The organism is Natronococcus sp. CG52, assembly GCF_023913515.1.
Lineage (GTDB): Archaea > Halobacteriota > Halobacteria > Halobacteriales > Natrialbaceae > Natronococcus > Natronococcus zhouii.
In genome coordinates this window covers 335,954-351,990 of record NZ_CP099393.1, presented here as the reverse complement: position 1 = coordinate 351,990, position 16,037 = coordinate 335,954, and the positions used below count along the sequence as shown (strand labels likewise).

Annotated in this window: 5 protein-coding genes; all 5 read right to left on the bottom strand. The window is 54.2% G+C overall.

All coding sequences use genetic code 11. From position 1 onward, the window contains the following. Positions 1-45 precede the first annotated feature (45 nt). Entirely contained in the window at positions 46-747 is a 702-nt protein-coding gene (locus NED97_RS22930) for a DUF6884 domain-containing protein (RefSeq protein ID WP_252491070.1), read from the bottom strand. Between the two features lie 2 nt (positions 748-749). Continuing rightward, on the bottom strand, positions 750-2,951 hold the full coding sequence (locus NED97_RS22925) for a queuine tRNA-ribosyltransferase tRNA-guanine transglycosylase (protein ID WP_252491069.1): 2,202 nt from the start codon (positions 2,949-2,951) through the stop codon (positions 750-752). A gap of 112 nt (positions 2,952-3,063) precedes the next feature. Then, positions 3,064-5,037 (bottom strand): phospholipase D-like domain-containing protein, encoded by a 1,974-nt coding sequence (locus tag NED97_RS22920; protein WP_252491068.1) that lies wholly within the window; start codon positions 5,035-5,037, stop codon positions 3,064-3,066. Continuing rightward, positions 5,030-10,528, bottom strand: a complete 5,499-nt coding sequence (locus NED97_RS22915; protein WP_252491067.1) for a DEAD/DEAH box helicase — start codon at positions 10,526-10,528, stop codon at positions 5,030-5,032. Before NED97_RS22915 ends, NED97_RS22920 begins: the two co-directional genes overlap by 8 nt. A 20-nt stretch (positions 10,529-10,548) precedes the next feature. Continuing rightward, positions 10,549-16,035 carry a DEAD/DEAH box helicase gene (locus NED97_RS22910; RefSeq protein ID WP_252491066.1) on the bottom strand — a complete coding sequence of 1,829 codons (5,487 nt, stop codon included), beginning with the start codon at positions 16,033-16,035 and terminating at the stop codon, positions 10,549-10,551. Positions 16,036-16,037 lie beyond the last annotated feature (2 nt).

The following is a 16,037-nucleotide window of genomic DNA, read 5'->3' as shown; positions in this document are numbered from 1 at the left end:
ATCTAGAACAGATAGAGAGAACGGACAAAGTACCTGAGTTAGGATCTAGAAATCAGACAGATCCTGCTGTGAGGTCGGCTTAGAGAGACAGGCTGATTCCACTTCGTCAGGTGTTTCGAGTTCACCACCAGGGTCGAGACGGGCTGCAAAGTTTTTCAGGTAGGTCCCCTTCAGCGCAACGACGATCGTGCCCTGTTCCTTCGCTTGGTCGGTCCGAGCGGGAACCGAAACAACGTTCTCGTATCGATCTGCGACCTCCTCCTGGTTGAAGGTCACGCCGATCGAGGTCTCGGGCAATGCAGCCAAGATCTCGGGCACATCCAGGGCCTGATAGTAATCCCTCCCAAGTGCCAGAAAGACAACGTCGTAAGAGGTGGCGGAGATCACTTCCTGCGTGCGCTCCGAAATCTGTAGTGACGCAGAACGGGATTCGATTTCGCTATCAGTCATCTTTGCGAAGGTCACGTCGTACGGCGGAAGTTCCTCGCGCTCTTCGACGAGTCCGAATCCGGCACTGATGAAATAGCGGTCGACGGTATGCCGATCGGCGCGGAGGGAGTCTGTTGCTTCACTAATGTACCGCTGCTGGCGCCCCCCATAGAGCTTTCGTGCCGGCAGACTGACAGCCTCCTCACGATCGCGAAGGGTATCGAGACCCGCCTTGTCGATGTCTGCCGCGTCGAAGACGGCGCTCTCGTCTGGGTACGATTTCTTGTTCGAACACTGATCGATGATGAGTATGTCCATGATTAGAACTCCATCAGCCCCTTTTGAACCATAAATTCCGGCACGAACTCGCTGTCATATCCCAGTCGATCGAGAACGGCCGCCCGAAGGTCCTGTGATCGCTCGTATGACTCGACGGCACAGCCGTGTTGTTCGATGTTCTGGACGACATCACGATGAATCGTCTCCTCGGGATCGTATAGGAAGACATTCTGGTATCGTGCACAGAACTCGCCGACGGATACTGCCATGGCATCCGAATCGAGCGAAACTGACGCTGGTGCGTCCGCCCACCACTCGTGAACGCCCGTTTCGCTTATCACGCCAACCTCGGCAACCGGTAGGTCATGGACGCTCGACCAGAAGTCTGTGTGTTCGGTAAGGAAATATCCCTCTATCAAGCTCTTTTTTGCGATCGCATCAGTAGCTGGTGTGACGACAAGTGTTTTCGGGAGATCTTCCTGGAACTGATCGTAGAACCGTTTCGTATTGTGAAATCCTCGACGACGGTTGCGATTGTTCCCTCGGAAGATAGCGACTTCGATGCCGTATTCTCGACAGATTTCACAGTCGCATTCCGTCCATGGCTCTTCTTTGAGGAGTTTCTCGTATTCCTTGAGCAACCGCTCATCGCCGATCCAGTCCGCATAATCCTCAACGAGTTCTTTGATCTGGTTGAACGTAGCAACATCATCTATCTCCTCTTCGTCTTGTTCGATTGTCTCTGCCATCCTAGGGAACTCCTCAAATTTCTCTCGAGCAGTCCCGATCAACGTTTGATACTGTTCGAACTCGACAGGGGATTCGGGGTCGTCCTCTCGAAGAAGTTTGATTACCTGCTTTCGGAGTGAGCGACTGAAACTCGCCCGCAGTTCGCGACCGTGATCGTAGTGGTCACGGAAGTGGTCCTCAACATCCCGAAGTAGACGCTGGTCGTACTCGTCGTCGTGGCGATGGTTCTCTAGGTAGGACGCCAACTCGTCGAGGGCGTCTTCCGCCTCAGCGGCCCACTCTCTGATCGCTTGGGACATCGATTCATCCTCGTCGAATGCTCGCAGCGAATGGAGCAACTCCTGTCCACGGAGGGCGGTTTCGATCTGTTCCTCGAGTGGATCCCTGTTCGAGCCGAATCGGACGCGAAGCGCGTCGTAGCGGCGTTCGCTATCGAGGTGGTAGTTGTCACCGCCGGTCCAAGCCGACCGGAGCATACTCGCGCTGTCGAAACTCGTCATCCCGGTTTGACCGATCGCATCGAACGCATCGGTTTTCGCGAACCCGAACACGTGTGTATCGACTCGCGTCTTCCGGGCTCGTTCGTGTTCTTTGACCGCGTTCCCGACGCCGGTAACGATATCCCGAATTCTGCTAGCGTTGCTCCCGGCGACGCCGCCGATACCGACGTACTGATAGCCCAGGTCGAGTACCTGATCCGCTGCTCGCGTGTACGACGTCGGATCCCAGCCCTGAATCGCGACCATCAGCCGGAAGGAGTAGTTGTTAGCGTCGTACAACTCCTTCATCTCCGCGGCGTTGTTGAGCGTCAGTTGGTATCGGAACTCCGTGTCGTCGTCTCGGTAGACGGCCCGGGGGTCGTCGTCAAGGCGCTCGAGCACTGCTGCCGGATCGCCCTCGAAATCTTCCTGTTCGAACGGCTCGACGGTGGATACATCGTATATCGTCGGGTCGTAGTCATCGACGTAGTCCGGCCACTCTGTGGGCCAGTCGTCGACCATGACGTCGACTTCGTCAGTCAACGCTTCGGGGAGGTCACTCGGCGTGAGAGGGGAGTCAGCGAACGCGCGTTTGTCGAGATAGAGACGGGTCTCGTGTCCAGACCCGAGCACTAGGTGGTCGATCGTCACGCCAACTGTGACGCCGAGGTCTTCGTAGAACGCCAGCATCTCGTCGTTGTCGTAGGGAGGGAACGGGAGCGATTTGTAGCCCCAGGCGCCGCAGTCACTGATCGTCGGGAGCCAGTCAGGGATATTGAGATCTGATCGTTCGTCGTAGACTCCATAGGATGTGAGTTGATCGAATTTCGTGGCGCTCTCTTCGACCTGTTCGCGTGAAATGAGCACGCCGTCTATTGGGGTTGTTTCGTAGTCGAAAATATCCCAGATATAGTGTTGCTCGCGCTCCTCGGTCCCGAGCTCCGAGTGCTCGTCGTGCTCGAAGTCATAGTAAGCATCGACGTTGTCATCCCATTCAGGAACGTAGAACCTCACAGATAGTGTTCACCGTCTCAAGGTTTGCGCGTTCTTCTATATGAATCTCCCCACTTCACCTATGTTCATATATGCGACTACCCCCTCCATTCATTTAGGCATATATAATATATTATTTATAGTAATATGTGGGGTAGAAGTCCTGTTTCGGGATTTTTTGAAGACGATCGAGATCCACTTCATCTGCTTGGGACAGTTGCCAGACGAAGTCGAAGAACTCTCGAGCGGCGGCCCCAAAGTTGGTCGCTTCCGTGTAGATACCACACTCGGGATTCCAGTCGTAGCTGTTTTCCATGAAGTTTGCTGACCCAATAAGCGTCGCCCCCTCCTCGGCGTGGCCGATCGCCTGTAGTTTTGCATGGATTCCGAATTCGGCGAGTTCTCTCGCATCTGTTTCGGATGTGATGCGCTCAAACTCCTTGTAGCGAGAGTAGGTTCGGATTGTTACGTTCTCACGATTCGTATCGAGTTCACCGATCAGATTGTCTCGCAATCGTTCCCACTGCCACTTTTTCCGTGTATGGCGTGTGAGCAACCGAATCTCGTATCCCTCGCTCAGGAGTTGGCGAAACTGTGATGCGTACTCCGAAAACGTGTCGTCGTCGTACGGCGTCATAATTCGCAGGATGCGTTCATCCAGTTCTTCGTGTAGGCCCTTGCTCACCAACTCGTCCGTAAGTTCGGTGAACCGACGAGAGTCCGGCCCTTTCGTCTTCGACCACCGGTTCAACTGCGCCCGTTCTTTCCGAAGCCCCGTCGAATCGCCGACGAATGCATTCATCTGTTCTTCACCGAGAACGTCTGGATCCGGGAGCGTGTACGCGAAGTATGTCGGCTCGATAACGCCCTCCTCAAGTTGTTCAAACTGGTTGACAGCGAGCGACTCCCGGACAGACGGCTCGACACCCACAGTCAAATTGGCGGCCTGTTCGCGTCTCGTCTCGATATCTTGCAATCGATCGATGAGAAACGCGACGATGTTTTCCCATTGGTCACGTGCTCCTTCTACTACTGGTAACTCGTGAAACCGTAGCAGTTGAACGCCGTTTCGCTCGGTCAACTGGCAGCTTATTTCAGGGACAGACGAAAACAATTTGTACGACTTGTAAACGGTAGTGTCCAAGCGAGTCGAACTGTATTCGGCTGGAAGTTGATCAACACCCCGTGATCGACACGTCTTCACAGTCTCACAAACGAATTGTGCGGCAGTTCGTGAGAGTTCAGTCGTCTCAACGACGTCCTCTATCGTTATCACCGAACCGTTCTCTCGCAGGTGGTCTTCGTTCGTGACCAGTAGTTGCTGTATGACTGTCTGTTCACGATTCAATCTGTCGACAGCCACGGAAATCGCTGCTGTGATGCTTTCCGGATCCAGACACGGCTCTCGGTTCGGTTCTGCCAAGAGCACATCGTGGTTCGTGTGTGGGACGTTGACTCGCTGGTCTTCGTCCTCGAGTGTGGCAACGATCTGGCTCAGTAACATCTCGTCACGCACTCCTGTCATCGCCCGAACCACTTCGGTGGTCCAGGCATATGACGGCAGCGGTTGATCGGGCCGATCATACAGTATTTCATCGGCTACTTCCTCTGTGCAGGGTTCGTATCCGTATGTCCCCAGGTCACCGAAACCGAACGAGGCGAGGAGTGGTGCTGTGACAGTCTCGTCGTATTCATCTTGGAGGAACGATTCGAATTCTCTCCGTGAGAACCCCTGGACATCGTCTGGAAGGCGTCTCAACAATGCCCGCACTCGAGGTAATTCGGTAACGACGAGTTGCTGGAGCAACGGGAGCGGATCATCAGAAGTGACGAGAATTACTCCAGTGTTCGTCAGCCTTCCCCCTCGAGTTCTCAAACCCAGCTTCGACAGTAGCACCTCGTGAACGGTTGTATGGACTGTTCGATCGCGTTTCGTATTGGTGGCAAGAATGCTCGCCCGGTAACTAGAGTTGAGACCTCGAGCCATTGATTCGTCTGCAGCGATGGCTGCTGCTGCGAGGTAGACACTTTCCAGCGAAACGCCCCAAACGTGCTCAGGGTCGCGAATTCGCAATTCTGATGCCGATGATTGTAACCGTTCAGTCATCCATCTTTCTCGCAGTTGTTTCCCCTCCGAGTTCAGTTGTCGAAATTGAATCGAGTTCGAGGCCATTATCCAATAGCGATTGGAACGCCTCTTTATCGAACGACTGGGGATCGTTGTGCTCGGTACAGCCGTACTGAAACACACAGAACGGACATCCATCATCGCAATCACATTCGAACGCCTCTTCGACAAGTTCGAGTGCGCGCTGGAACTTCCCATCGGGGTCCTCGGCACCTTCGGTCAGCAGTACGGTGATCCCGCTGCCCCCTTTATCACCGTCGTAGACGTACGTTCCGTCCTCTTCGATGGTTTCAGGAACCTGCCTCACGCCAACACCGCCGATATACTGAAGGGCAATCCGGAGTCCGTGTGCAACTGTATGCTCGAGTTCTTTGTGATTTAATTGGACGCGAACACCTTGCGTTCCGAACTCGGTAGCCAATCGAACTGCTCTGGAGTCGCTCACGTCGTGTTCAGGGTGGCGGGTGCAGTAGGCTGTCTCGCTGTCACGGCTGATAACCCCATTACAACCGTTGTTTCCGCAGAGTTCGAAGACAGTTGGCAGTGGATCTGACCCACCGCCTTTGTACGAAGCCTTGAATTGCTTCGTCGTTGACCGAATCTCTACTGCACCGTGAGCGAAGGTTCCGAGTCGTGTCCCATCGCCGTCGACGATCTCGAACGCTCTGTCTGCATCAGGTTCGAACGACACGACCTCACTATCGACCGGAGCGTATGTACTCTGTATTTCCTCAGTATGATTTCGATAGATACGACTTGGTGTCAATTGATCACCAGTCGACAGTGTCTCGAGTGGGAGGTTCGATTTATATGCTCTGACACGCTTCGGCACGATGGTTGTCAGCCGTTTCAGTTCTCTCCCACAACTATCACAGGTACCCGCTTCGATTTCATCGACCATCCCACAAGTCAGGCAAATCGCCTCATCCGGGAGGTCCTCTCGAATCTTTGGTGTCTCGTACGAATCCTCGATGACCTCTGTCACCACGTACGTCTGATTGTCCGAATGTAGATACGCAGCACCAGGATGTAACTCAGACAACGCCATACGCACTTCCCGATTGAGCGCGTTCTGGGTGACATGTTCGAAATCATCTCCGATGAGTTCGTATGTTACCGTATCCGAAACCGTTCGCAAACTAAACGCACCGTTGCTGTAAGCCGAGAGGAAATCACCGAACGACTGTTCCTCGAGGCGCTGGAGAAACTCGTCTAGTTGTGTCCGTCGCTCCCGAAGGCGCTCGAGTTCTTCACGATCATCGGACCCCTCCGAAGCGCCACTCCTTCGATTTCGGCGGCTCCCCCGTGAAGACCGACGCAAATCACTGATCCGGTCTTCGATCCGGTCCAGTTCGTCATAGAGGTCGTTTTCGAACCGGACATAGGCGTCGACAAATTGTGACTCGATATTGGCGAGTGCTGTCTCGACAACGTCACTATGTTCCTCGAGTGCGGAGACTGTCGTCCCAGTGCACGAATCGTTCGCGCATGGCCCTTCGTATCCGGCATCGTGTTTGCGCCCACATTGCTGGCAATAACTGAAGCGAAGGAGATCCTGAATCCACAACCGTGCTTCAGTTTCGTGTTCACTGATGACATCCCGAATTCCTTCGAGTGGAGAGACGTCAGCTCCCGGTTGAAGCTGAATACACGACTTCGCCAAGAGAGAACTGAACGTAACGATCTCGTTTGGTCGGGTCTCACTCCGTTCAGTTGGACCGTCGTCGGTATCGTAGACGAACGCATCTTGAAGAGCGCTCGCTTCACGTCGCCACGGCATCCATTTCGTTGCAGCGATAAAATCGAAAATGGCCCACGTGAGCGATCTCGTCAATACCTCCTCGTTGGTTTCGTTCAACGGGACTGGCTGTGCGTCAGAGCTGATGAGTTCGCCAGGTCGTTCGAAATAGTAGTAGTCGATCGGATTCCGACGGCTGACGGAGTGGATCATCGACGAACCGGATTTCCGACCGGCGCGTCCGACGCGCTGTAGGTACGAGTTCGCATTTGGAGGCGTTCCATAGAGGAGGAGCGAATCTAGATCACCAATGTCGACGCCGAGTTCCATCGCTGGACCGGACGAGAGAAAGTGGGGATGTCGCCCCTCGCGGAATTGATACTCAATTCGACGCCGATCCTTCCGTTCAGTGTTTCCGAAGTACGATTGGCCCAACAGCATAACGGGATCAGACGATGCAATCCGGAAGGCGGTCAGTGTAAAATATGGATGCCGGAGATCTGCCCGATCCTTGTAATCGGCAGTAAACGTCGATAGATCGGCATCGATCTCAGACACTTCTTTGTCGAATTCAGTATAGAACCGTTCTTCGACAGAATCGTAATCGATCGGTATCGCTTCCGAAACGAGTGCGCATTCGACGGATTCTGGGTTGAAGCGGACGAGATACCCGTTGTCGGTATTTTCTTTCACCAACAGCCCGTCGTCAACCAGTTCGTCGATGTGATGTCCGACTCCATCGATTTCTTCGGAGAGTGACGAGACGTATCGTTTCGCCTGTGTATGGAGCGAGGCGACGAGCTCTCGTTTCTCATCGGAGAGCGAGTCCAGTTCCGCGTCGAGTCGGACGTTTACGATTCCATCGGTCGGAAGTTGCAGACGGGTCGACCAGCGATTATTGAACCGGCCAGAAAGGATCCGTGCAGCCGCTTCGTTATAGATGTACTCTTTTGTTGATTCATCGTACGTAGTCAGATCATTCAAGAATGCGAAACTATTTGTATCTATCTCGGTTTTGAGTTCTTCCTCGTATGCCTGTGCTGCTTCCCATACACCCTGCTGAATCGTTTCTAATGACGTCCACGAATCGTCTATCGCGGAGATAACGAGTTGCGTGAAAAAGAGGTCTTCCTCCGGTTCGTTGAAATCACGAGTCAACTCCTTCATATCTGATTGGCTATCAGAGAACGAGAGGAGTTTGGCACGCCGGAACGATTCGGGATTGTCCCGGTCTACGACCGATCGAAGATGATATTGTGACGTCGTTACCGCAGTGTTCCCAGGTCCACGGAGCATCGATTCGTATCTGTTCGACTTCCCATACGATTTTCCACGGTCATAGCACGGAACTGCACCCGGGAAATCGGTCGGACTTCGAATTTGTCCGCGTTCGTCGACCTGCTTGTAGTGTGTGAATCCTCGTACTGATGTCTTCGTGTTCGGTGCATCGCAGAAACACTCCTGTTGTGGAAGGAGTTCACGATCACAGGACTCACAGTGCTCTATCTGATTCACATCGAATAATGCAGTTCGAGCGAATCGCCTGTTGCCGCAGTCGCACGTTTGTGGCGGCTCTCCAAAGAACACTGCAGAACAGGATGCATCGTTACATTGCCATCCCAGGAACCGTTTGGGGGTCAGACTGCCGCCACACGAACAGTGCTGCCCCTCTGTCTCAGCGTGTGTTTCGCCACAATCGGTACAGTAGAGAACGTCGGTGTCTGATAACGGTTCGAGGTCGTCTGACTCGCACGAGTGACAGCTTATCGACGAATCTGGTTCGACTGAGGCGTTACATTCGGGATCAGTACACTGTAACTCGTTCCGGTCGGCAGTGAGAAAGAGCGGCGTTCCGTCATCACAGTCTGGACACTGCCGAACCCGATTGATCTTCTGCCGCTCACCACAGCCAGAGCATTCGTAGAATGGGCGCCAGATCGTTCGAATCATTTCTGTCTCACAGGTACACTCCGGCGTGTGGAAATACTCGAACCGCCCTTCGGAGGACGTCACGTTGAGCGGTGAAAGACGATCACACGAGGGACAGAACCAGGACTCGAGTGCTTCTTCCCCGCAGTGGTTACAGTAGGATAGTTTGGTCACGAAGTGATGACTACACTCCGTACACTCCGCTCGCGGAGTATCATAGACCGTCCCACAGTTGAGACACGTATAGTAGCCGTCAATCGGCCACGAAAACAGGTGTGCTCGACTCTCAAGGACGCCCGAGAGTCGGCCAATCGTCACGAAGTTCGACTGGAGCGTTTCGGCTTCCTCTTTATTGAGGTCGAACATGGACTCGATCGTTTCGACGAGTTCGCCGGGTTCCATTGGGTCCTCGTAGAGCTTCGAATACAACGCCCGAACGAACTCCAGCCGATCGTTTTTTTCAGACAGGAGTTGTGTATATAGTGCCTCCTCGAGTTGCTCCCGTGTGTCTACTGACTCACCATCAGTCGAAACTGACAGGACATCCAACAGTAGACTCTCTGCAGTACCTGCCGTAGTATCTTCTGTAGCGGCTTGAACGAGTGTCTCGTCGTCGATCGCCTTGGTGTAAAATGCTTCATCGACAACCACCGGTTTCTCTGCCGAGATCGTTTCCGGATCCTCCGTTACGACCGACGTAGACGGATCGGTGAATGGGTTGATGCGGTTGAAGATCGTCCGTCTGTTTTCGACGGTCGCACTCGAACCGATCAATCGCAAATCGTCCTCTTCGGGCGTCGCGTGATCGAGCAACTCTTGGCGTGCTCGGGCGTATCGACGCATCAATCCAGCAGTGAACGCTCCGAATAGCCCCGAGTACTCGTGTATTTCGTCGAAAACGAGATACTTTGGCTGTGAGATGAACACGGACTGTTCTTCCGCCTCGTTGATATTGAAGAGCCGATAGTTTATCGTGTCCGGGTTCGTGAGGAGGATATCAACCTGTTCGTCGACGATTTCGTCACGGGTTAAATAAATGAAGTCGAGTGCGACGTCTTCGGTTGTCGTCGCATCATGAGTGACCTGGAACCGCTCATCCTCTGTCCGCTCTACGGTGAGCGAGGCGTCGCAGTAGTCACATGGACACTCGAAGAACTTGTACGCTGTACTCAAATAATCGTACTCATCGGGATCGTTAGACGGCGTATCACCGTCGTATATTCCGACCGTGATTCGATCGTCACCCGTTCGGTTCCTATTCAATTCGTATAGGTATTCGATGAGTCGCTTCAGTTGGTCTTGGGCCAGCGCTTTCGTTGGATACGTCAATACACACTTAACGCTCTGCTTGGGGTGATCCGAATGCTCTTTGGCTTTTGCCTCCGTAATATACTGCAGAATCGGAATGAGCCAACTTTCCGTTTTTCCTCGACCTGTCCCTGCGGTGACGAGCGTGTGATCGTCTGCAAGTACTCGCCGAATCGTCTGGGCCTGGAACTGGTACAGGCTCTCGAATCCGGCCTCATCAAACGTTCGAACGATGTCCTCGTGAAGTCCTACTTCCTTGGCGAATTCGATCCACTGTGGTCCCTTGCGAGGGAGGTCCAACGCCTGGAGATACGGCCCTCGTGTTCGCATAAACGACGTGAGAGCTTCGTCAACCGAGTCGTTCTCGTCGGTTTCTTCGTAGCGGCTGATAATATTTCGAAGAACACGCGGTTGGTTAGCAGCTACGTAGTGGTCGCCGTACGCTCGCTTCATTCGTTCGGCCAGTTCGATCGTGTCGTGGTGATTAGATGCCATGGTGGGTCTCGTTAAACGCTTTAGGTTCTGTTTCCGCTAGATTGAGTATCGCGTTCGACCAATTCAACTGGTGACTCGGTGAGAGTGGTCAGGATTGAATCACGGTCGAACGTATCGTCTCTGTTTCGCGTGTCGCACCCGTATTGATAGAGACAGAGTGGACACCCAGTATCGCAATCACAGTGGAAATGATCGGTCAGCAAGTCGACTGCCGTTTGGAAGTTTTCGTGTCTCTCTCCACCTTCTGCAACAAGCAACCGTGCAACGTCTGCTCCCCCCTCTTGGGAGTCGAATAAGTCGACAGCGGTTTTCTCACCGTCGTGAACGACTTCGGTCAGTTCGCGTATACTGACTCCACCGAGGTACTGGAGGGCAAGTCTGAAGCCGTGAACGAGCGTGTGGGATTGCTCCGAGTCGTGTAGATCAACTCGAACACCAGTCGTCTCATAGCTGTATCCCAATCGGACGAACTCCGATCCTTCGTTGCCGCGCGGGTTGTGCTCGGCGTTCGCGCTACAATGGGCTCGATCATTGTTATTATAGACGATACCTGTGCAGTCGTCTGCCCCACAGACCTCGAACAAGGTCGACTGTCCATCAACTTCACCGTTTTTGTACTTTGCGCGGTACTCAGAGGAGTGGAGTAGAACGGTGAAGGTCCCATATTGGACTGTGCCGAGAACCCCTCCTTCAGTTTGGACTTCGAACGTGGATTCGGGGTCGAACGAGAGGATATCGGTGTTCCGCTCAGCATACGTGTTTTGAACCTCGTTTTGTGTGTTTTCGTACACTGCCCGCGCTGGATCACCGTTGGCCGTCATCAATAAGTCCGATCGATGGGCGGTTACACCAGCAGGGGAGACGAGGCGCTGTCGAACAAGCGAAACGTCTGAATCACAGTCGCAGTGAGCGCTCGGGGCGTCGAACGCCGTTCGACAAGCAGGACAGCGATATTGCTCGGCAAGCTCCGGTGCATCGGTCGCCCGCACTCGTTCACGGAGTTCTGACGAACCAAAGTCATTGACCAGGAGTCGTGAGACGACGTATGCATCCCCGCCATCAAGATATGCGGCGCCCGGGTGAAGTTCACTGATCGCCATCCGCATCGATCGACCGCGATCGTCGCCGATCGACCGCGACGTGTATTCGTCCCCGTCACTGTCAACGAGCATCATGCCGACGTTGTCCGAGACGGTTCGCATATCGAACGCATACCTACTCTGTCGCGATTCTCGAAGAAAATCTCCATAGGAGAGCGACTCGATTCGGCGCAGGCGATCTTTCAATGCGGTCTGCCGATCCAGGAGTGTTTGGCGCTCTTCTAATACTCTCCGTGCTTCGTCACCCGATGCAACGCGTCTCCGATTCCGTTGGACACGACGTGTCTCTCGGCTAACTCGCTCGAGTTCGTCTTCTAATTCCGCACGATAGTCGGTATAACTGTGAATATAGCGATCTTCGAAGTTCTCGACCGCTTCCTCAGCGAGTTCGCCAAACTCGGCGAGTGCGTCGACGAGCCTTCCGTTGCACCCATCGGTTTGACACTGTGAGTACTCCGATTCACGTTCGTATTTTCGGCTACAGTCGATGCAGAACCGATGGTCGAGCATCGACTTCAGATGCGATTCAATCTCGTTTCGGTAGTCGTACACGATCGTCCCAAGGACGGCGAATTTGGACTGGTCGGTATCCAACCCGAGCTCTTTTGTCCGTGCAGACATCACGTGAGTGAGCTTCGCCCCATCATCGTCCGATGTTGGCACCTGTTGCTCGAACTCATCTCCACCAGAGACCGTCTTGTATTGTCCGTGCTGTTCAACGTCCCAAGGAACGACGAAATTCGCCGCGATGTAGTCGAAGATCGCCCACGTGAACGAGACGCGAAGCACCTCCCTATTGTACTCCTTCAATGGCACTGGCTGGGGATCAGCAGCCATGAGATCCTCCGGTTGGTCGTAGTAGTAGTAGTCGATCGGATTTCGTTGACTGACCGAATGCACGAGCGACGAGTTCGAACTCCGTCCAGCACGACCGATACGCTGAAGATACGCGTTCATGTTGGGAGGTGTCCCGTACAATAGGAGCGCATCGAGTGCTCCGATGTCGACGCCGAGTTCCATCGTCGGCCCGGACGAGAGGAAATGGGGGTAGTTCCCTTCGCGAAAGAGGTACTCGAGTTCACGCCGTTCTCGTTTATCGGTCATTCCGTGATAGACTCGGCTCACGAGGATGCGTGTCTCCGAGTACAGTGCTCGATACGCACGTGCTGTAAAGAGGGCGTGATCCGGATTTGCGAGTTCTGTGAGATCGGTTTCGAACGGAACACTCGAGTTAGTTCTCGTCCCGAACTGACTGTCGAGGGTGTGGTCGATGGTTCCGGACCCCGGTGTGTACCGTAATCCATCGCCGTGACCAGCGACGGTCACTTCGAGTGCAACCGGGCTGAACGCGACGTACTCATCTGTCCGAATCAGGACGTCGTCTTCGACGAGTCGGTCGACGATCGCCGTAATATCCGTAGCCGGGTCGGCCTTCTGGACATCGTCGATCGAACAGTCGTTGCCGGCCTTCACGAGTTCGCGCAATACGGAACGAGCCGGCTCGTCGAGCGACTCGTAGAGCACTGGTGAGAGCCGGACATCTACAAGTCCCTCCTCCGCGAGTGAACCGCCGTACTCACGATATCGTGGACTGTATCGGTGCGGTATTCCCCGCCGGCGGAGTCGATCGCGGATCGCGTTCTCAACATCCATATGCCGGCGTGCGCTGTCCACGAGTTCGGCTTTCAGTTTGAACGAGAGGTTTTGGACGTCTTTGGGTGGGCTGAGCTCATCATGAAGCGTGTCAATCCGGTCCATTGCACCGTCGAGTACGTCGTCGAATGGAACCCAAGCGGTCTCCATCTCCCGGAGTTCTTCGAGCAATGATTGATCGAGTAGTGTCCCGACCTCTGGTTCAGTGAAATCACGGTCCAATTCTTTCATGTCCCGGTGTGAGTCGGCGAACGAGAGCATTTTCGCCGACTCGTAGCCCTCGTCGTCGGCAACACGTCGCAGTAGGTACTGGGAGGTCGTTACCGCAAGGTTACCTGGACCACGAACGAGTTCGTCGTAGCGTCTGTTCGAATCGTACCGCAATGATTTGTGGGTACAGGGGACCGCAGCCCGGAAACTGCTCGCAGTCCGTATCTTGCCGTTCCGATCGAACGTTTTGTAGGACTGGTGGGCCCCCTCTCGTCGCCGAGAATGCCGTTCCGCACAGTCACACGTTGGGTCTCCGACGAAGGACGTATCACACGCCTCACAATACTGGTCCTCAAAGACTTCGAATAGGCCCGTTCGAGCGAACGTATACGACGATCCACACTCACACGTGTCCGGTGGGTCTCCGAAGTACTGGCGATCACACTCTTCGTTACGACAGACCCAGGGGATATATTGGGTTTGAGCGAGCGAATTACCACAGGTACAGGGTTCTGCATTTCGGCCTATCTTGTGGGTTTCACCACAATCAGAACAATCGACGTATGAATCGCCGGCTACTGGTCGTTGCCGTTCTCCACAATCAGGACAACCTGACTCGTAGGAACGAGTTTCTTCACACGAAGGATTCGGACACGAGAGCACGTCAGGGTCCGTATGCACCATGTTGGTCCCACAAGCCTCGCACGGTTCGACTGTCGATCGTTTCGAACGCGTACCGCATGAAGTACACTCCAGTGTCGGATGGAAGGTGACCCGAAGTGATCGGACATCCTCCGCACGGGTCTGTCGACACCGTTGGCAGTAATGCTCGTCTTCGATCGCAACATCGCCTTCGTCCGTCGGGATGTACGGTTCGAGTTGATTACAGTCCGGACAGTACCACGCAACTAACGCTTCATCGTTACAGCCGCGACAGTATGCCGCTCGAGTTACAAACTCGTGTTCACAAGCTGTACACGAATCCTGTGGTGATCGATAGACTGCGTCACAGGCCGCACACGCGTAGAATCCATCGATCGGCCAGGAGAACAGATGCGTTCGATTCTCCAGTAGTCCCGAAAAGATCCCTACCGTTTGGAAGTTGTCGAGAACGGTCTCTGCCTCGCTCTCCTCAAGATTGTATCGATCCGCGATTGACTCGAGGAACTCGTGTCGAGGTCGCGGATCGTCGACGAGTTCCTGATGGAGGTTCTGGACGGTATTCACAATCGGGTCTGACTGAGCGCCTGCAGTGAAGTAGTCAAACAGTGCATCCTGAAGCAACTCTTCCAGCCTCTCGTTGTCGTGTGCCTCCGGTTCCACATCGAATGAGAGATTCGAAAGGAGCGCAGGTGCAGGGCCGCCATGAGCGAACTCCAGCAAGGTTTCGTTGGTCACGTCCTCTGTGAGAAACGCGCTCGGAAGGGCGTCGACTGCTGACGGCTCTAACGTTCGCGGTCGCTCAGGAACATGCTCGACCGTTGGGGCGCCACTGACTTTCTGGAAGAGTTCGACGTCGTTGTCTACGGTTGCACTGCTGGCGATGACCTGCAGGTCGTCATACCCGCGTTCATTGCGAAGTGCTCTAAGCCGTTTCGTGAGAGTCGCAGTATAACTCCCGAACAATCCATCATAGGTGTGAACCTCGTCAAAGACGAGGAACTCTGGATCATAAATAAATGATTCGTGCTCGTCGTTTGCATTTACATTGATGAGTTTGAGGTTGATCGTATCCGGGTTCGTTAGCAGGATATCGACACCCTCGTTCAGTATCGAGTGTTTTGTGAGTTTGATGAAGTCGAGTGGCACATCGTCGATACACTGGCGCTTCTCGGGTTGCAGTTCGTACTGTTGGCCGCCATGGTGCACTCGGACACCCTGGCCGCAGTGGCGACATTTCTCGAGGTCGTCGTTTCTCCCAGGGCACTCGAAATACTTGAACGACGATTGGAGATACCCCTGCGCCTTTGAGCCGACGTTCGTTGGCGTATCACCGTCGTAAATCCCGATCGTAATCTGTTCCGACGACGGCCACTTTTTGTTGATGGCGTAGAGGTACTGTACCAGTCGCTTGAACTGATCCTGTGCAAGTGCCTTCGTCGGATAGATGAGTGTCGCTTTAACGCTGGTCTCGTCTTCCTGGCGCTTTCTCTCGAGAATCCGGTCGAGTATTGGGATGAGCCACGCTTCAGTCTTCCCGCGACCCGTTGCGGCGGTGACGACGGTATCGTGTCCCTGGCTGATCGTTTCGATGCTCCGCTCCTGGAAGTCGTATAGTCGCCGAAATCCTAATTCGGAGAACGCCTCCCGAACGAGTGGATTGACACCAGCCTCGCTGCAGAACGACTCCCACGACTGATCGCTCCAGTTCGGAACATCGAGCGCTTGAAGGTACGGGCCTCGGATGCTGATCAATGAGTCCTCGGTGCCAGGTGTGTTTTCGTAGCGACTCGCCACGCTTCGTGCGGCCTCGCCGACTCTGCCTACGAAGTTGTGTTCGTAGGCTTCGATGACCTCTTCTGCACGTTCTGCTGGATGTTCCATCT